Below are 18,068 nucleotides of genomic sequence, written 5' to 3' on the forward strand. Positions count from 1 at the left end.
CTCGGTCCTTCCGCTGTCACAACCCGCGTGGCGAGGCAAGCAGCCAGAGGCCGAACAACGTGTAGAAAATCATGAAGATCGCCAGCGGCGCCTGACTCAACGCCGCGCGGCGGCCGGGGCCCAGGGCGCGCACCGCGACCGCGTGGGCCAGCAGCACGGCGATGACATGGCCCAGGACTACCGCGCCGGCCATGCTCAGCCAGATCACCCGCATCGACCCCAGCGTATTGAAGAACCCCGTCGTGACATAGACCTTCCCCAGCCCCAGCAGATCGTCCCCCCGGCCCAGCGGATCGGTGGCGGCCAGCAGCGCATATTGGCCGTCCACCATGAAGCTGGTCAGGTAATGCGCCACATGATAGCCCAGCGCGATCGGCAAGAGCGTCGGGGCAAAGAGACGAAAGCCGTCGCCCGGCCCCATCTCGCTGCGCGCCAGCCGCAGCCCCGCCCAGACGGTCAGGGCAAAGGCCGCCACCAGTCCGGCATTGGCAACCAAAAGACCGGCCAGATTCGGCAGCACGACGGCGGAACGGCCGGGAAACTCCAACGGGTTCAGCCCCAGAACGGAAAACCACCAGAAGGTTTCGTTCAGCCCGTCAAAGCTGCCGGTGGCCAGCATCATGACCATAAGCACCGACAGCCCCGGCAGTGGCGCGCGCGCGGCGAATATCCTCCAGCCGGGCACGCCCGCGCGGAGCCGCCCGCCCCGTCGTCCCAAGATCGCGACCCGGGCGTAGATGCCGAGAAACACCGTGAACGCCTCGGCCCGGCGCAGCCAGCGCGGGCCGAAGGCCAGCGTGGCGGCAAAGGTAAAGACCCAGTAGCCCCAGACGACCGCCGCCAGCCGGCGCGGGTCCGCCGGCGCAGGATCGACCAGCAGGAATGCGGCAAACCCCAACCACGTCGCGATCGCGACGGCATGGCCAAGCCGCGGCGACAGCCGCAGGGCCGCGCGCGCGCCTGTAATTTCGCGCGTCACCGCCACCGGCCCGGTCCAGGGGTTCACCCAGGCCCAGAGGTTGCCGAAAAGCCCCTGAAGCGTGACCAGCCCAACCCAGAACAGCGTCCAGACGCTCAGCGGCAGCAGGTTCTTCTGCGGATCGGTCGGACCTACGGCTCCGATCCCGACCAGCGCCACGAGCACCAGAAAGGACAGGCAGCTGACCACGACGCGCCCCGGCAGACGCGGCAGGCGCGGGCCGGCCAACGGACGGAACAGGCCCAGCGTGACCCGATCCGGCAGCACCGTCAGCAGCAGCACGGTCAGCGCCACTGCCCCTGCGCCGGCCCCGACATAGAGATCGGTCGGCAAGAGCAGAACCAGCCCGCCTTCGGAGGCATGGGCATGGGCAGCTCCGGTCGAAGCCGCCAAGGCCAGCGAGGCCAGGATCAGGCGCAGGGAACATGTCATCGCCCCGATGATACCCAGGCGGCTCGCCCGGACAAGCCGCAAATCCGCGCAGCGCCACGTTGACAAGCCCATGAAACGCAAGGAAACCTTTTGCATACGAACAAGTTTCGGGGAGGGTCATGACAGATCAGACTTCCGGCGCAGTGGCCGGCGTGGATGTCGGCGGCACATTCACCGACCTTCTCGAACTCGACCAAAGGTCGGGCCGCGTCCGCCTGGCCAAGGTGCCCAGCACGCTCGAGAACCAGGCCTTTGGCGTGATGGACGCGCTGCGGGCCGCCGACTGCGATCTGGCCGCGCTGGATCTGATCGTGCATGGCACCACCACCACGACCAATGCCGTTCTGGAACGCAAACTGGCGAAAACCGGCCTGATTACCACGCAGGGCTTTCGCGACGTGCTGGAACTGGGCCGGCGCACGCGGCCCCGGCCCTACGGGATGAAGGGCTCCTTCACCCCGCTGATCCCGCGCGATCTGCGGCTGGAGGTGCCCGAACGGATGGACAGCGACGGGCAGGTGGTGGTGCCGCTGGACGAGGCCGCCCTGCGCGCCGCCGGCGAACGCCTGCTGGCGCAGGGCTGCGAGGCGGTGGTGGTGCATTTCCTTCACGCCTATGCCAATCCCGCGCATGAGGTGCGCGCGGCCGAGATCCTGCGCGAGATCTGGCCCAACGATCACATCACGATGGGTCACGCGCTGCTGTCGGAAAGCCGCGAATTCGAACGCGGCGTGACGGCCGCGGCGAACGCGGCGGTGCAGCCGCTGCTGGACCGCTATATCCGGCGGCTGGTGCGGGAACTGGAACGCGGCGGCTATCGCGGCGACGTCCTGGTGATGAACGGCAATGGGGGCATGGTGTCCTCGTCGCGGGTGGCGCTGGAGGCGGCCAAGACGGTGATGTCCGGCCCCGCCTCGGGCGTGATGGCGGCGGCCTATACCGGGCGCCGGGCAAGGCAGGAGAACCTGATCACCTACGACATGGGCGGCACGTCAACCGATGTGGCGCTGATCCGGGGCGCGGAGCCCACCGTGTCGAACGAGATCGAGATCGAATACGCCATGCCGATCCATGTGCCGATGGTGGACGTGCGAACCGTGGGCGCGGGCGGCGGGTCGATCGCGCGGGTCGATGCTTCGGGGCTGCTGGAGGTGGGGCCCGAGAGCGCCGGAGCCGATCCGGGGCCGATCTGCTATGGGCGCGGCGGCATGCGACCGACGATTTCCGACGCAAACCTGATCCTGGGCCGGCTGGACCCGTCGCGACTGAACGCGGTTGAGGGCGGGGTCACGGTGGAGGCCGTGAAGGAAATCTTTGCCCGCGAGCTGGGCGCGCCTCTGGGGCTGGACGCGGTGGGGGCGGCCGAGGCGGTGATCCGGGTCGCCAACATGAAGATGGCGGGCGCGATCCGCATGGTGTCGATCTCGTTGGGTGCGGATCCGCGCGACTTTGCCCTGTTCGCCTTTGGCGGGGCCGGGCCGCTGCATGCCTGCGCGCTGGCACGCGAGCTGGGCATTCCGCATGTGCTGGTGCCCGCACGCCCGGGCATCACCAACGCGATCGGCTGCGTTGTGGCCGATCTGCGGCACGATTTCGTCACCACGATCAACACCCCGCTGGATCAACTGGATCCGGACCGGCTGCATGCCGTCTTTTCCGCACAGACCGCCGAGGGCGAGGCGCTGATCGCCAGGGAACGGGTTGAGATCCGCGACATCCGCCATATTTACAGCGTGGACATGCAGTTCGTGGGCCAGACCCATCTGCTGCGCGTGCCGCTGGAGCGGCCGGACGTGGACCTTGCCACGCTGCGGCGGCTGTTCGAGGCGGCCTATTTCAACCGGTTCCGGGTTGAGCTGTCGGACATTCGCGCGAATGTGGTGAACGTGAACTGTTCGGTGATTGGAGCAAGGGCGGAGCTGGACCTGTCGGCGCTGATCGACCCGACCGGGCGCAAGGCGACGCTGGAAGAGGCGTGGATCGAAACACGACCAGTTCATTTCGACGGCGGCTGGCGGGATGTGCCGGTCTATTGGCGCGATCACCTGCCCGAACGCTTCGTGCTGGACGGCCCGGCGATCGCGCAGCAGATGGATACGACGGTGTTGATCGCGCCGGGTGACGTGGCGCACGGGGATGGGGATGGGAACATCCTGATCGAGATCGGAGGTGCGGCATGATGGCCTGGCGCATCAGGGGGGCGCTGCCCCCCTCGGCCCTGACGGGCCTCACCCCCCGGAGTATTTTCGGCAAGATGAAGGAGCAGGGGGTTCGCGGGGAGGAGAGGGCATGAGCCTTGATCCGATCACGTTGACGGTGATTCAGGCGGGATTGCAGCAGGTCTGCGACGAGATGGACCTGAGTTTCTCGCGCGCCGCCTTTTCTCCGGTGATCGCCGAGGCGAATGACCGGTCCGACGGCATTTATTCGGCCGAGGACGGGTCGCTGATCGCGCAGGGGGCGGGCGGGTTGCCGGTGTTCGTTGGCACCATGCAGTATTCGACGCGCAGCCTGATCGAGATGATCCGCGACGGTCGCGCCGCCGAGCCGCAGCCCGACGACATCTATATCGTCAACGACCCCTATCTGGGGGGCACGCATCTGATGGACGTACGCTTTGCCCGGCCATTCTATCGCAAGGGCGAGCTTTATTGCTGGCTGTCCAATACCGGACACTGGCCCGACACGGGCGGGGCGGTGCCGGGGGGGTTCTCTGCATCGGCCACGGCGGTGGAGCAGGAAGGGTTGCGCCTGCCGCCGGTGCGGCTGTTCAAGCAGGGACGGCTGGATCCCGAGATCATGGCGATCATCTCGTCCAACATTCGCGTGGCCGAACAGCGCATCGGCGACGTCAAGGCGCAGGCCGCCGCGCTGTTGGTGGGCGAGGCGCGGCTCAACGCGCTGCTGGATCGCTATGGCGACGACACTGTGAGCGAGGCCATTGCCGAGCTGCGCCAGCGGGCGGCGGTGCAGATGCGGGCATTCATCGCCGAGATTCCCGATGGCAGTTACAGTTCGACCGCCTGGGTGGACAGCGACGGCGTTGTGAACGAACCGCTGGCGATACGGCTGACCGTCACGAAGAACGGTGATGGCCTGACCTTCGACTTTGCGGGCTCGTCACCGCCCTGTGCCGGGCCGATGAACTCGGTCCGGGCGACGACGCTTTCGTCGGTCTATCTGGCCATGCGGCACATCTTTCCCGAAGTGCCGATCAGCGCCGGCGCGTTCGAGCCGCTGCATGTCACGGGGATCGAGGGCACGTTTCTTGACGCGCAATACCCCCGCCCGGTGTCGGGCTGCGCGGCGGAAGTGTCCCAGCGCATCGCCGAGGCGGTGTTTGCCGCGCTGGTCGAACCGCTGCCCGACCGCGTCACCGCCGCGCCAGCCGGCACCAGCGGCAATTTCGCGCTGGGCGGGCATGATCCGGCGCAGGGGCGGGACTATGTTATGTATCAGATCTCGGGCGGCGGCTACGGCGGAAATGCCGACCATGACGGGTTGTCCAACGGCTGTTCCACCATCGGCATTTCCAAGGCGCCTCCGATTGAGATCATGGAACAGCAGTTCCCGGTGCTGTATCGCCGTTACGCGTTGCATGAAGGATCGGGCGGCGCAGGGCGGCATCGCGGCGGGTTCGGGCTTGATTACGAGGTGGAGCTGCGCCGGGGCGCGGCGCGGGCCAGCTTCGTCATGGATCATGGACGCTTCGGCCCGCAAGGGGCGCTGGGCGGGCGCGACGGGGCACCGAACCGGGTGACGGTCTGGCAATCGGGCAAACCATACACGCCCGCGCATCTGTCCAAGGAACAGGACATCCCCCTGAAGGCGGGCGACCGCGTGCGGGTGCAGACGCCCGGCGGCGGCGGCTATGGCGATCCGTTCACGCGCCCGCCCGAGGCGGTGCTGGAGGACGTTCGGCTGGAACGCTACACCCCCGATCAGGCACGCGACCTGTTCGGCGTTGCGATCACCGGCGAGCCGCCGCACGTGGACGAAGCCGAAACCGCCGCCCTGCGCGCGCGGGCGCAGGCCGCGGTCAGTCCTGCCAGCGGCCGCTGAAATCCTCGGGGATCAGCAGGTTGTGGCGGCCCAGATCGGTCACCCGCCGCTCGCCGCAGAAGGCCATGGTCAGGTCCAGTTCGCGGTGCAGAATTTCCAGCGCCTTGGTCACGCCGGCCTGCCCCATTGCCCCCAACCCATAGACGAAGGCGCGGCCGATATAGGTGCCGCGCGCGCCCAGCGCGACGGCCTTGAGCACGTCCTGCCCGGTGCGGATACCGCCGTCGATATGCACCTCGATGTCACCCCCCACCGCATCCAGGATCGGCGGCAGCATGCGAATGGAGCTCAGCGCGCCATCGAGCTGGCGCCCGCCGTGGTTCGACACCACGATCGCGTCGGCGCCCAGCCTGGCCGCCATCTTCGCATCCTCGGGGTCGAGAATGCCCTTGAGGATCACCTTGCCGCCCCATTGCTCCATCAGCTTTTCGACCTTGGACCAGTCGAGCGAGGGATCGAACTGTTCCGCAGTCCAGGTGCCCAGCGAGGTCGCGTCGGAAATCCCCTGAACATGGCCGACGATGTTGCCGAAATTGCGCCGTTTCGCGCCCAGCATCTCGATACCCCAGCGCCACTTGGTCATCAGGTTGGCGATGGTTTTCGGCGTCAGCTTGGGCGGCGCCGAAAGGCCGTTCTTGAGATCCTTGTGGCGCTGCCCGAGGATCTGCAGATCCAGCGTGATGACCAGCGCCGAACACCCCGCGTCCTTGGCCCGCTGGATCAGGCGCGAGGTGAAATCGGTGTCCTTCATCGTGTAGAGCTGGAACCAGAAGGGCGCGCGGGTGGCCTCAGCCACTTCCTCGATCGAGTTGATCGACATGGTGGACAGCGTGAAGGGAACCCCGAAATCGCGCGCAGCCAGCGCCGCCTTGATCTCGCCATCGGCATGCTGCATCCCCGTCAGCCCCACCGGTGCCAGCGCCACCGGCATCGCCACGTCCTGCCCTGCCATCTGCGTCGCGGTGCTGCGCCCGGTCATGTCAACGGCGACGCGCTGGCGCAGGCGGATGTCCTGATAGTCGCGCACATTGTCGCGAAAGGTCTGCTCGGTCCAGCTGCCGCTTTCGGCATAGTCATAGAACATCCGCGGCACGCGGCGTTCGTAGAGACGCTTGAGGTCTTCGATGCAGGTAATGACGGTCATTTTGGGCGATTCCCGGCTGTATTGGTAAGGATGCATTACCAATACAGGGCCTGCCCCGCAATGCAGCACTTTTTCGTGCCTCGACTGCGCCAGCGGACTCCGTCAGAGACGGCGCACCCAATCTTGTCCCCGACGGCCAGCCCCCTGCCCGCCGCGGCGCAGCCGCGCCCCGCTGCTTCATCTTGCCCGAAATACTCCCGCCGGAGGCACGCCGCCGCCAGGCGGCGTTCCGCCACGCGCTCTCAGGCCGAATGCGCCCCCTCGGCCAGCCCGCGCACGAAATCCAGAACCTCGTCCACAGGCTCCCCCTGCCCGATCCGCGCGACGATGGCCGACCCCACGACCGCACCATCGGCGATCCCGGCGATGGCGCGGGCCTTGTCGGGGGTGTTGATGCCAAAGCCCACGACCACCGGCAGGTCGGTCCTTGCCTTGATCCGCGCCACCTCGGGGGCAACGTCGGCGGCCTGCGCCTCGCCCGCGCCGGTGATACCGGTGATCGAGACGTAGTAGACAAAGCCCGAAGTATTCTGCAGCACCTTCGGCAGGCGCTTGTCGTCGGTCGTCGGCGTCGCCAGCCGGATGAAATTCAGCCCCGCATCCCGCGCCGGGATGCACAGCTCGTCATCCTCCTCCGGCGGCAGGTCCACCACGATCAGCCCGTCCACGCCGACAGCCTTGGCATCGGCCAGGAACCTGTCCACGCCGCGGTTATAGATCGGGTTGTAATAGCCCATCATCACGATCGGCGTGCTGTCGTCGCCCTTGCGGAATTCGGCCGCCATGTCGAGCGTCTTCTGCAGCGTCTGCCCGGCTTCGAGCGCCCGTTGCCCCGCCGCCTGGATGGTCGGCCCGTCCGCCATCGGATCGGTGAACGGGATGCCCAGTTCGATGATGTCCACACCCGCACCCGGCAGGCCCTTCACGATCTCAAGCGAGGTATCGTAGTCCGGATCGCCCGCCATCACATAGGCGACGAACGCCTTTTTTCCGGCGGCCTTGAGTTCGGCGAATTTCGCGTCGATGCGGGTCATGGCGGGCCTTTCACTGTTTCCCGTCCGATGTGCCCAAAGTCGAAGGGGAAATCAATCCCGCGCGCCGCCGAACCGCCCTACATCCCCCAGTGCCAACGCAGAAAGATCGAGTTCGCGCCCGGATTGAAGTTGGAGGTGCTCGCGTTCGACTTGTGCGACACGGCCAGCGACAGGGCCGAACCGTTCCCGAAACGATATCCCAGCCCCAGCAGACTGCGGATCTCGAAGGTGCTGCCAAGATCGTTGACCGGAGGTTTCTCGAAAAAGGCGCCGGGCATCACGCTAGCCTCCAGAAACCATGCCGGGCCCAGATCGTAGGTCAGATAGGCACCGCCTCCGACAAAACCGTCACCCGCCCCGGTCACTTCACCGCTCAGGGCCCAGCCGGCCTCGGCGTTGGCGCCGACATAGAATGGCGCGGCATGATATTCGAAGGTGCCGATGATCGAATCGTCTGCCCGCGCGTAGCTGTAGTCCGACCACCCGGCGCCTACGACCCATTGCTGCGCCGCGACCGGCGCCGCCATGATCGTCATCGCCAGCGCGGATACGAACCTGCGGATCAGTTTTCCTGCCATGTGCCGCCTCGTTCGGTTTTATTTGGCCAATTCTGCACAGAATTTGGACAGATCGGCCAACGGTTCAAGCCGGCAGTGCCGCAAAATACCCGACGCACGGGAAATTGACGCGCCGCGTCCTTGGAAATCCGGTTCGAATCCGATGCCGAACATGACGGAAGAACGCGCCGGATCCCCAACCTGCCCTTTCGCCGACGGCAGCGCATTTTTCTGCCCTGGCCCGGTCATGCGGACCGTGGCGGGGGTTGACCCCGCCCCGCCGCCTTACATACATGCGCCGTCGCCACCCGGAAAGGACAGGACCATGGGTTTCAGAATGGGTATCGTCGGGCTTCCCAACGTGGGCAAGTCCACGCTGTTCAACGCTCTGACCAGGACGGCCGCCGCGCAGGCCGCGAATTTTCCGTTCTGCACCATCGAGCCCAATGTGGGCGAGGTCGCGGTGCCGGATGCGCGGCTCGACAAGCTGGCCGAGATCGCTGGATCGAAACAGATCATCCCCACCCGGATGACCTTTGTCGATATCGCGGGGCTGGTCAAAGGCGCCTCCAAGGGTGAGGGTCTGGGCAACCAGTTCCTGCACAACATTCGCGAGGTGGACGCGATCGCCCATGTCCTGCGATGCTTCGAGGATGGCGACGTGACCCATGTGGAGGGCCGCGTCGATCCGGTGGCCGATGCCGAAACCATCGAGACCGAACTGATGCTGGCCGATCTGGAAAGCATCGAAAAGCGGCTGCAGAACCTCAGCCGCAAGGTGCGCGGCGGCGACAAGGAGGCGGTGCAGCAGGAGCGGCTTCTCAAGGCCGCGCAGGCCGCGCTGGAAGACGGCAAGCCCGCCCGCACCGTCGAGATCGAGGACGAAGACGCCCGCGCCTGGAAGAACCTGCAACTGCTGACCACCAAGCCGGTGCTCTACGTCTGCAACGTCAGCGAGGAAGACGCGGCCACCGGCAACGAACATTCCCGCAAGGTCGCGGAAATGGCCGCGGCCCAAGGCAACGCCCATGTGGTGATCTCGGCGAAGATCGAGGAGGAAATCAGCCAGCTCGACCCCGACGAGGCGCAGATGTTCCTCGAGGAACTGGGGCTGCACGAGGCCGGGCTCGATCGTCTGATCCGCGCGGGCTACGAGCTGCTCCAGCTCGAGACCTATTTCACCGTGGGCCCCAAGGAGGCGCGCGCCTGGACCATCAAGAAGGGCACGACCGCGCCCAAGGCGGCCGGCGTGATCCATGGCGACTTTGAAAAGGGGTTCATCCGGGCGGAAACGATTTCCTACGACGATTTCGTGGCCTGCGGCGGCGAACAGGGCGCGAAGGAGGCCGGCAAGATGCGGTCGGAAGGCAAGTCCTACATCGTGCAGGACGGCGACGTGATGCATTTCCTGTTCAACACCTGACCGCGCGAAACAGGGGCGGGAAAACCGCTCTTTTCAAGCGCAAGAGACTCGTCTATATGCGCAGCTTCACGCGGGGTGACAGCCTTGGAGGCACCCTGCCCTTACATGGAGATACCAAGATGGCTAAAGAGATTCCTGATCTCGTGGCCCTGGAACGGACGGGGACAGGCAAGGGCGCCGCTCGTCAGGCACGCCGCGAAGGCACGGTTCCGGGCATCGTTTTCGGCGGCGACACCGATCCGCTTCCGATCAAGATTCCGTTCAACGCGCTGATGAAGCACCTCAAGGCCGGGCGGTTCAAGTCCACCCTGTTCAACCTCAAGGTTGACGGCCATGACGACGTCCGCGTGATCTGCCGCGACGTGCAGCGCGACGTGGTGAAGGATCTGCCGATCCACGTCGATTTCATGCGCCTGCGCCGCACCTCGAAGATCAACCTGTTCATTCCGGTCGATTTCGTGAACGAAGAAGCCGCCCCCGGCATCAAGAAGGGCGGCGTTCTGACCGTCGTCCGGCCCGAGGTCGAACTGGTCGTAACCGCCGGCGACATTCCCGAGAAGATCACCGTCGACCTGACCGGCCTGAACATCGGCGATTCGGTCACCATCTCGATGGTGGACCTGCCCAAGGGCACCAAGCCGACGATCGACCGCGATTTCGTGATTGCCACGGTGTCGGCGCCGTCCGGCCTGCGCTCGTCCGAGGAAGAGGAAGAGGGCGAAGAGGCCGAGGCCGCTGCCGAGGAGTAACCGCCGTCACGCATGTGATGTGCGATACCGGGAACTTCCGGTTGGCCCAATCGAGAACCCCGTCGCGTTGCGGCGGGGTTTTTCCTTGGCGAATTGCCAGATCTGCGCCGGAGGGGGGGCGGTGAGAGATGCGAAATGCTCTGCCCGTTGCGAAGGCGGCGCGCAAGTCGGTGTTGCGAGGTGCTCTGCCCCTCGCGCTCCCCGGAGTATTTCAGGCAAGATGAAGAAGCCGGGGCGAGGCCGCCGGTCGGCTTCCGTCGATCCTTGCCGTCCTGACCCGTTTCGCAGGATCGCATCCTGGTCTAGGTTCGGACAAAACACGAAGGAGGAAGACATGAAGATCATCTGGCTTGGGCATGGAAGTTTCCGGATCGAGGCGGCGGGTCAGGTTCTGCTGATCGATCCCTGGCTGACCGGCAACCCGGCGCTGCCCGAGGACAGGCATGACGAGGCCGTTGCGGGCGGGACGCATATTCTGCTGACCCACGCGCATTTCGACCATGCGGCCGACGTGATCGCGCTGTCGAAGAAACTGGGCGCGCCACTGGTGGGGCAGTATGACGTCATGAGCCATTGGGGCGAAACCGAAGGGGTCGAGACGATCGGGTTCAACAAGGGCGGCACGGTGGATCTGAACGGCGTTGCCGTCAGCATGGTCAACGCGGTGCATTCTTCCAGCTTCGGCGGCGCGGACGGGCCGAAATACGGCGGCACCGAATGCGGGTTCATGATCGCCGCCGAAGGGCACATGATCTATCATTCCGGCGATACCGACATCATGGCCGACATGGCGTGGTTCGGCGAGTATTACAAACCGGATATCGGCATCCTCGCCTGCGGGGGGTATTTCACCATGGACATGGCCAAGGCCGCCTGGGCCGCCAGGAAATATTTCGACTTCAAGGTCGTGATCCCCGGCCATTACCGCACCTTCCCGATCCTCGCGCAGACGGCAGACGAGCTGCGCGCCGGCCTGCCGGGCGTGGACGTGCGCACGCCCGAGGTGATGGGCGCGGTGGAGATCTGAGCAACGGCGGTGCCCCCCCGGGGGCCGCCACGCGGGCGGTCAGCCCAGCACCGAAAAGCTCGAGTCCTCGTTCACCGGCCGTTTTCGCGAATAGAACCCCGCATCGATGGTCCGTCCGATATGGGGCAGCTTGAACGGCATCGGCGTGGTGTCGTGATCGGTGCCGTTCTCGCAATATTCGATCAGCGCGGCCATCAGTTTTCCGGCGATCGGCGCGTTCTTGAACTGGTTTCCGCTGGTGCCGCAGGCCATGTAGAACCCGGGCAGAGACGACTTGTCGTAGATCGGAATCCAGTCGGTGGAGGCGTCGTAAAGGTCCACCACCCCGCGCATTCTTGACGGGATGCCGAGGCCCGGCACCCGCTGGCCATAGCGCATGGCCTGCGTCGTCCATTGCGCGGTAAAGTTGCGGTCGAAATGGATGTCGTCCTCGACCCACATATGCGGGTCGCATTCGGGATCCTCGCTCCCGACAAGGATGTGGTTGCCCTGCTCGGGACGGCAGTAGCAGGCGATATCGCTGTCCGAAACGATGGTGCCGCGGGTTTCGAAGTCAAACCCGTCCGGTGCAGGAATATGGACCACCTCCTGCCGCAGGGGGCGGGTTTCGATGGTCATGTCGCCCGTGACACCGGCCATGCGGTTGACGATGGATGACCCCGGCCCCGCCACGTTCACCACCACGGGCGCGTGCAGCTCCTCGCCGCCGGCCAGTTTCACGCCCTGCGCCCGGCCACCCGACTGCAGGATCTCCACCACCGCCGCGCCGGTGCGAACCCTTGCCCCGTGCGCCCGCGCGGCATCCATCAGGTTCTGCGCCGAAAGCGCCGGGTCGGTGACGTAGCCCGCCAGCGGCCAGAACACCGCGCCCTCGATCCGCCCGCCATTGGGCTTGCCGAAATCCGGGTCATCCAGCCGCCGTGCCGGAGCGAAACTGTCGAGCGAATAGATCGGCAGGCGCTCGACAATCCGCGCGGCGTCCCATTCCTCGAAGGGACAGCCCAGATCGGCGCTGAAGGCCATGTGCCTTTCCAGCATGCCGTTGGCGGGGGTCTTCATCACCAGACATCCGGTCTGCCGGAACCGCGCCAGGTTCGCGCCCGCCGGCAGACCGAGATATTCGGCCCAGTCGCGCCAGTAATGGTAGCCCTCCCAGGCGAAGGCCGTGCCGTCGAAGGTGGAATAGTGCATGCGGATGATCGCGCAACTGCCCGCGGTGGACCCGTGCCCCACCTGGGCGTTGCGATCGAGCGAAAGCGTCTTCCACCCCTTTTTCGCCAGTTCAAAGGCCACGGCGGCACCGATCACCCCGGTGCCGATGATGATGGCGTCAGCGGTTTGGCTCATGTCCGGTCTCCCTCATTCACGTCGGCAAGGCGCCCGCGCCTCACGGGCCGATGATCAGGCCGAGGCGCTGGGTCGAGCCTTGATCGCGGCGTGCCAGCGCTGGCTGGCGGCGTTCTCTTCGGGAATGCGGCGTTTCACGACGCGGGCGAATTCGATCATCACGAAGGCGGTGATGTCGGCCAGCGAAAAGAAGTCGCCGGCCAGGTATTCGCTTTGCTGCAGACGATCCTCGATCAGATCGAAGAACAGGTCGATCCGCCGGAAGGCGCGCTCGGCCAGTTCGGGGATCTGGTCGAAATTGACCGGCCCCGTGACGGCGCGGCCCTTCATCGCCGGGTGCGAGTTTCGGAAGGCCTCGGCGATCGGCAGCCCGCCCTGCTGTTCGACCACGGCGTTCCAGTTGAAAACCATGCCCCGTTCGTCCGGAGTGCGTCCCAGCAGCGGCGGTTCAGGGCAGATTTCCTCCAGATAGGCTGCGATGCCGACATTTTCGGTCAGCACATTGCCCTCGTCGGTGATGAGAACCGGAATCGTGCCGCGCGGATTGATCTTCAGAAACTCGGGGCTGAGTTGTTCGCCCTTGATCATCGAGATATCGCGGCTTTCGATCTCCAGCCCCTTTTCGGCGATGAACATGCGGGCGCGGCGGGGGTTGGGCGCGGTGGAACAGTCGTAGAAAAACATGAGCGGTCCTGTCGTTTCGTCCTCTGGGGGAACGATAGACAGGACCACCGCGCCGCGCCCAGCCCTTTTGCGCGTGACGCAAGGTCACGACCGTCAGACGGCGATGATTTCGTCCTTGAGCGCGAAGGCGATCACCAGGACGTCCTTGCGCGTCTCTTCGTCGATGCCGTGCCTTTCCAGCTGATCCATGATGTCATCGGTCGCGGCCATGTATTCGCCGGCGCTGATGTTCATGCCGCGATGGGCGTCCAGCAGACTGCGCCCGGTATAGTCGATCGGCCCGCCCGCGCCGGCGGCAAAGAAATCGGTGAGGTGCTTCTTGGCGTTCGCCAGATCCTCGGGCCGGTCGCGGTAGGGCAGGAACCGCGCCTGGATGACCGGATTGTGCATATGCGCCTCCACCACGTCATCCACGAGCTTGCGGATGCCGTCGATTTCGCCGAGCCGCTGATAAAGAATTTGTGCCATTGGTTGGTCCTCCTGAAACGGGGCGGGCGCGCGGGGCGGGCCGCCGATGAACCCCAAGCCTAGCCAGCGGCCCGCTTTCGCGATAGTTCAATAGTTGTATCGGCCGGTGCGCACGCCCCGGCCCGGCGTCACCAGTGAGGTCTTGCATGGAACCCGGTTACAAGCAGTTCTGCCCGGTGGCGATGGCCGCCGAGATCCTTTGTTCGCGCTGGACCATGGTCCTGCTGCGCGAACTGCTGGCGGGTTCGACCCGGTTCAACGATCTGCGCCGCGGCGTGCCGAAGATGTCGCCTTCACTGCTGTCGCGGCGGCTGAAGCAGCTGGAAGAGGCCGGGATCCTGCGCCGCATCGAAGCCGCCGACCGGCCCGGCGCGCCCGAATACCACCTGACCGAGGCGGGCCGCGATCTGCGTCCGGTGGTCGAGGCGATGGGCATCTGGGGGCAGCGCTGGGTGGAATCCGAGCCATCGCTGAAGAATCTCGACCCGTCGCTTCTGATGTGGGACATGCGGCGGAACATGAACCCGTCCCCCCTGCCCGACCGCCGGGTCGTGGTCGAGTTCGACTTTGCCGACCAGCCCAGGTCGAAACGCGCCTGGTGGCTGGTGATCGAGCCCGAAGGCGCCGTGGATCTGTGCTGGTCGCATCCGGGGTTCGACGTGGATCTTTATGTCTCGACCGATCTGCGCACCATGACGGCGATCTGGATGGGGCTGACCACGCCGCGCCGCGAAGCCGACCGGATCCGGTTCGACGGCGACCGCGGAATCGCGCGCACCATGCAGGACTGGCTGGGGCTCAGCCCCTTCGCGGTGGAAAAGAAGCGGGTGAACTGAAGCTAGGTCTGCGTGGCCTGCGCATCCACGCGGGGGCCGGTCAGAACCGGCCACATCGCCACCAGGTAGAGCGTGAAGGCCGCCGTCCACAGCGTGATCGCGCCCAGCATCAGCGGGAAATACCACGCGCCCGGCCCCGAAGAGCCGGCCCAGCGCAGAACGGTGGCGGCGGCCATCAGCCAATAGGCGGCCGCGACCGGCCCCGGCGCGACCAGGTCGCGGCCGGTATGGCCCAGACCCGCGCGGCTCATCACCGCCAGCGTCATGCCGCCCACCGCGCCGATGCCCAGGACGTGCAGCGCGGCGACCTCGCTGCCCAACCCCAGCCCGGCGAGCCCCCACAGCGCCATCCCAAGCGCCAGCATGCCAAAGCCCAGATGCAGCGCAATCAGGATCGGCTGGCGCAGCGCCCAGCCCCCCCGCCAGCGCGACAGCCGCACGGCGTGGACGATGCCCAGCACCAGCGCCACCGTGCCGGGCACCGCGTCGGGCAGTTCGGCCATCACCGTCAACGGTAACAGCAGCGACAGGAACAGCGCGGCGCGCTCCAGCGACGTCACGGTTGCCGGCCAGGCCGCTTCGGGCTCGCCCGCGCGTTTCATGGCGTTGCGGGTAAAGGCCGGGGTGATCCGCCCGCCCAGCGTGGAGATCAGCGCCGCCAGCGTCAGCAGTCCCGCGCGCAACCCGGCGACGGCGGTGTCGCCGGTCACACCGATCCATTCCAGATGCACCATCAGATTCGCCACCCACAGAAGCGCGAGGAAGGCCAGGAACATCACGTTCTGCGGCTTGGGCCGGCGCGACAGCTGCACCGCGATCTTGGCGGCCAGGATGGGGATGAAGGCAAGATCGGCCACCGCGACCAGGACCGGCGGCAGCGCGACGGAATACCACATCGCGGCGCGCCCGATGAGCCACAGACCGGCGGCCGTCGTTATGAAGGCCGTCCGCGCCCCCGGCCCGCCGGTCCAGTTCGGCACGGCGGTCAGGAAGAACCCGCCCAGCGCCGCCGTGGCATAGCCGAAGATCATCTCGTGCCCGTGCCACAGATGCGGCGCCATGGCAAAAGGCAGATCATACCACATGCCGCCGGCGGCGTGGATCCCCAGCCAAAGCCCCCAGACGATGCCGGTGAAGGCGCCGAACAGCCCGGCGGCAAGGAAAAACACCCGGAACCCTTGGGACAAAATGCGCTGGACCGTCTCGATCATGGGGTCGCCTCTTTTGCAGCCTGTTTCGCGGCCATCTCGGCCTGCGCCTTGCGGGCACGGGCGCGCCGCATCAGCGTGGGGCAGGTCTTTTCGTCGTTGAAGATCACCTGACACCGCAGGCACAGCACGCATTCGTTGGGGTTGATCCGTCCCAGCGGGTCGATCGCGCCCACCGTGCATTTCTGCTCGCACAGCCGGCATTCGCGGCCGCATTGCGGGCGCCGGTCCAGCCAGTCGAAGATCTTGAGCTTTGCCGGAATCGCCAAAGCCGCACCCAGCGGGCAGATGTAGCGGCAATAGAACCGTTCGATGAACAGCCCCGCCACCAGCAGCGCCAGCACGAACAGAACGAAGGGCCAGGCGCGCAGCATGCGCATGGTGATCGCGGTCTTGAACGGTTCGGCCTCGGCCAGCAACAGCGCGTCGACCATCGAATAGAAGGACAGGCCGAGGATCAGGATGAACAGCGTATATTTGATGATCCACAGCCGTTCATGGATGGCATGGGGCACCTCGACCTGCTTCACGCCGAACCGCCGAGCGATCAGGTTGGTGAGTTCCTGCAAGGCCCCGAACGGGCACAGCCAGCCGCAATAGACGCCCCGCCCCCAGAACAGCAGCCCCAGCGCGACGCCGCTCCAGAGCACGAAGATCACCGGCTCCATCAGGAAGGTTTCCCAATGGAACCCGGTCAGCAGCGACTGGACGAAGGCCACGACCTGAACCACCGAAAGCTGGCCGCCCAGCCCCCAGCCCAGAACGAAGAGCGTCAGAGTCAGAAAGCCGATGCGGAACCCCATCCACAGCTTGCGCCGCCTGACCACCGCGCCCTGGAAAAGGAACAGCAGGGTCAAAGCGCCCTGCATGGTCAGGGCCACGGCGACGGCGGGCCATTTCTGCGCCCAGACCCGCTCCCACAGCGGCAGAGGCTCGGGCGGCAGGGGTTTGAGAAACTTCTCCGGCAGCCGGTAATCCACCCCGATCACCATCGACACCTCGCCGTCTCCGGCCTTTCGGGTCGCGGTCACTTCGACCCGGAAGGGCGCGGCGGGGTCGAAGCCCTCGCCGCCCAGCTGGAAGACGCTGCGTTCCTTGAAATCGGGCGCATCCTTCAGCGCCAGCCTGTCAATGCGCGTATACCCCTCTTTCGTGAGGGAATAGCGCCGGCCGTCCTGCACCACCGCGATCAGGTCGAAGACACCAGACCGCCGCCAGTTCAGCCCGCGATGGGAATAGAGCCCGCGCGAGGCGACGAACAGTGCCACCTTGCCCGCTGGCAGCGCGCCCACCGCGCGGGTGTAGGCCTGCTGGCCCAGGATGTTGCGGCCGATCTCGGGCGGGTCCAGAACCGCCACATGCAGGTCGATGAAATACCCCGCGCCCGGTTCTGGCGGCGTGTCGGCCCCGGCCAGTGCCTGCGCGGCCTCGGTCATGGTCACCGCGCGCGACCGGATCGCGCCCATCCCGGCCAGTTCGGCCCAGCTGTGGGGGGCGAAGGCCAGACGCTCGATCCGCCCCCCCGAGAGAAGCCCCCGCGACAGCGCCAATATCCGACCCGTGCGCAGAATCGAATCGCGGATCACCCCGGTCGAAACGGTCGCGCGCGAAATGATGTCGGGCGCCCCGGCCTCGGCCAGAGCGGCGGTTTCCAGCGGGCGGGTCAGGTCCCCCCCGGCGAAACCTTCGACGAATCGAGCGATGTCCTCGTCCGAGATGCCCAGCGACAGGATCGGCTCGTTCTGGCGCATCAGCCTTGCGCCCACGATATGGGCGGACGGATCCACCGCCACGAGAATGTCGATCGGCCGGCCGGAATAGCCGACCGACCGAGACAGTTCCCAGCTCGACCCGATATGACCAAGCACCGCGCCGCCGGCCCCGGTGACGGCCCAGCCCGGCGCGTCGCCTTCGGTGCGCTCCACCGTCACCGGTCCCGATACGCCGAACAGCCGCGCCGCCAGACCCGGATCGGGGGCGGCAGCGGCGATGGTCTCTTCGAAACCGGGGCGCACCGGGACCTCCGCCGCGGCCGGATGGATCGACACGACGAAGGACGCCGCCAGGGCGACCGCCAAGATCGGCGCGAACAGGCGTTTCATGGACCCGGCATAGGCC

Annotated in this window: 15 protein-coding genes; 6 read left to right on the forward strand and 9 right to left on the reverse strand. The window is 66.3% G+C overall.

The genetic code is table 11. From position 1 onward, the window contains the following. Positions 1–16: 16 nt before the first annotated feature. Positions 17–1,411, reverse strand: a complete 1,395-nt coding sequence (locus C4S70_RS12455) for a hypothetical protein (protein ID WP_104008524.1) — start codon at positions 1,409–1,411, stop codon at positions 17–19. 119 nt (positions 1,412–1,530) lie between these two features. Between C4S70_RS12455 and C4S70_RS12460 the strand changes: the two genes are divergently transcribed. Then, complete coding sequence (locus C4S70_RS12460; protein ID WP_104008440.1) at positions 1,531–3,591, forward strand: hydantoinase/oxoprolinase family protein; 2,061 nt, start codon at positions 1,531–1,533, stop codon at positions 3,589–3,591. 109 nt (positions 3,592–3,700) lie between these two features. After that, the gene (locus C4S70_RS12465) at positions 3,701–5,473 is read left to right on the forward strand and encodes a hydantoinase B/oxoprolinase family protein (protein WP_104008441.1); all 1,773 of its coding nucleotides are present in this window, start codon (positions 3,701–3,703) and stop codon (positions 5,471–5,473) included. On the opposite strand, the gene C4S70_RS12470 is transcribed toward C4S70_RS12465, so the two are convergent. From C4S70_RS12470 to C4S70_RS12480, 3 genes are all read right to left on the reverse strand, one after another. Beyond that, entirely contained in the window at positions 5,451–6,617 is a 1,167-nt protein-coding gene (locus C4S70_RS12470; RefSeq protein ID WP_104008525.1) for an alpha-hydroxy acid oxidase, read from the reverse strand. The genes C4S70_RS12465 and C4S70_RS12470 overlap by 23 nt on opposite strands. Before the next feature lie 242 nt (positions 6,618–6,859). Further along, positions 6,860–7,651: a tryptophan synthase subunit alpha gene (gene trpA, locus C4S70_RS12475; protein WP_104008442.1), complete on the reverse strand. Its 792-nt coding sequence runs from the start codon at positions 7,649–7,651 to the stop codon at positions 6,860–6,862. Between the two features lie 77 nt (positions 7,652–7,728). Then, positions 7,729–8,229: an acyloxyacyl hydrolase gene (locus C4S70_RS12480; protein ID WP_104008443.1), complete on the reverse strand. Its 501-nt coding sequence runs from the start codon at positions 8,227–8,229 to the stop codon at positions 7,729–7,731. Between the two features lie 304 nt (positions 8,230–8,533). Between C4S70_RS12480 and ychF the strand changes: the two genes are divergently transcribed. The 3 genes from ychF to C4S70_RS12495 all read left to right on the forward strand — a co-directional run bounded on the left by ychF (position 8,534) and on the right by C4S70_RS12495 (position 11,407). After that, on the forward strand, positions 8,534–9,631 hold the full coding sequence (ychF, locus tag C4S70_RS12485; RefSeq protein ID WP_104008444.1) for a redox-regulated ATPase YchF: 1,098 nt from the start codon (positions 8,534–8,536) through the stop codon (positions 9,629–9,631). Positions 9,632–9,750: 119 nt separating this feature from the next. Next, entirely contained in the window at positions 9,751–10,380 is a 630-nt protein-coding gene (locus C4S70_RS12490) for a 50S ribosomal protein L25/general stress protein Ctc (RefSeq protein WP_104008445.1), read from the forward strand. A 334-nt stretch (positions 10,381–10,714) separates the two neighbouring features. Beyond that, positions 10,715–11,407, forward strand: a complete 693-nt coding sequence (locus C4S70_RS12495) for a metal-dependent hydrolase (RefSeq protein WP_104008446.1) — start codon at positions 10,715–10,717, stop codon at positions 11,405–11,407. A 39-nt stretch (positions 11,408–11,446) separates the two neighbouring features. Here C4S70_RS12495 and C4S70_RS12500 read toward each other — a convergent pair whose 3' ends face one another. From C4S70_RS12500 to C4S70_RS12510, 3 genes are all read right to left on the reverse strand, one after another. Further along, positions 11,447–12,754: an NAD(P)/FAD-dependent oxidoreductase gene (locus C4S70_RS12500; RefSeq protein ID WP_104008447.1), complete on the reverse strand. Its 1,308-nt coding sequence runs from the start codon at positions 12,752–12,754 to the stop codon at positions 11,447–11,449. Positions 12,755–12,808: 54 nt separating this feature from the next. Beyond that, positions 12,809–13,438 (reverse strand): glutathione S-transferase family protein, encoded by a 630-nt coding sequence (locus tag C4S70_RS12505; protein WP_104008448.1) that lies wholly within the window; start codon positions 13,436–13,438, stop codon positions 12,809–12,811. Positions 13,439–13,531: 93 nt separating this feature from the next. Beyond that, positions 13,532–13,906: a group I truncated hemoglobin gene (locus C4S70_RS12510; RefSeq protein WP_104008449.1), complete on the reverse strand. Its 375-nt coding sequence runs from the start codon at positions 13,904–13,906 to the stop codon at positions 13,532–13,534. 146 nt (positions 13,907–14,052) lie between these two features. Between C4S70_RS12510 and C4S70_RS12515 the strand changes: the two genes are divergently transcribed. After that, the gene (locus tag C4S70_RS12515; RefSeq protein ID WP_104008450.1) at positions 14,053–14,742 is read left to right on the forward strand and encodes a winged helix-turn-helix transcriptional regulator; all 690 of its coding nucleotides are present in this window, start codon (positions 14,053–14,055) and stop codon (positions 14,740–14,742) included. A gap of 2 nt (positions 14,743–14,744) precedes the next feature. On the opposite strand, the gene C4S70_RS12520 is transcribed toward C4S70_RS12515, so the two are convergent. Both C4S70_RS12520 and C4S70_RS12525 read right to left on the reverse strand, forming a co-directional pair. Further along, entirely contained in the window at positions 14,745–15,953 is a 1,209-nt protein-coding gene (locus C4S70_RS12520) for an NnrS family protein (protein ID WP_104008451.1), read from the reverse strand. Then, positions 15,950–18,052, reverse strand: a complete 2,103-nt coding sequence (locus tag C4S70_RS12525) for a NosR/NirI family protein (RefSeq protein ID WP_104008452.1) — start codon at positions 18,050–18,052, stop codon at positions 15,950–15,952. Before C4S70_RS12525 ends, C4S70_RS12520 begins: the two co-directional genes overlap by 4 nt. Positions 18,053–18,068 lie beyond the last annotated feature (16 nt).

Origin of the sequence: Jhaorihella thermophila, assembly GCF_900108275.1 — a bacterium.
In the GTDB taxonomy this organism is placed as follows: domain Bacteria; phylum Pseudomonadota; class Alphaproteobacteria; order Rhodobacterales; family Rhodobacteraceae; genus Jhaorihella; species Jhaorihella thermophila.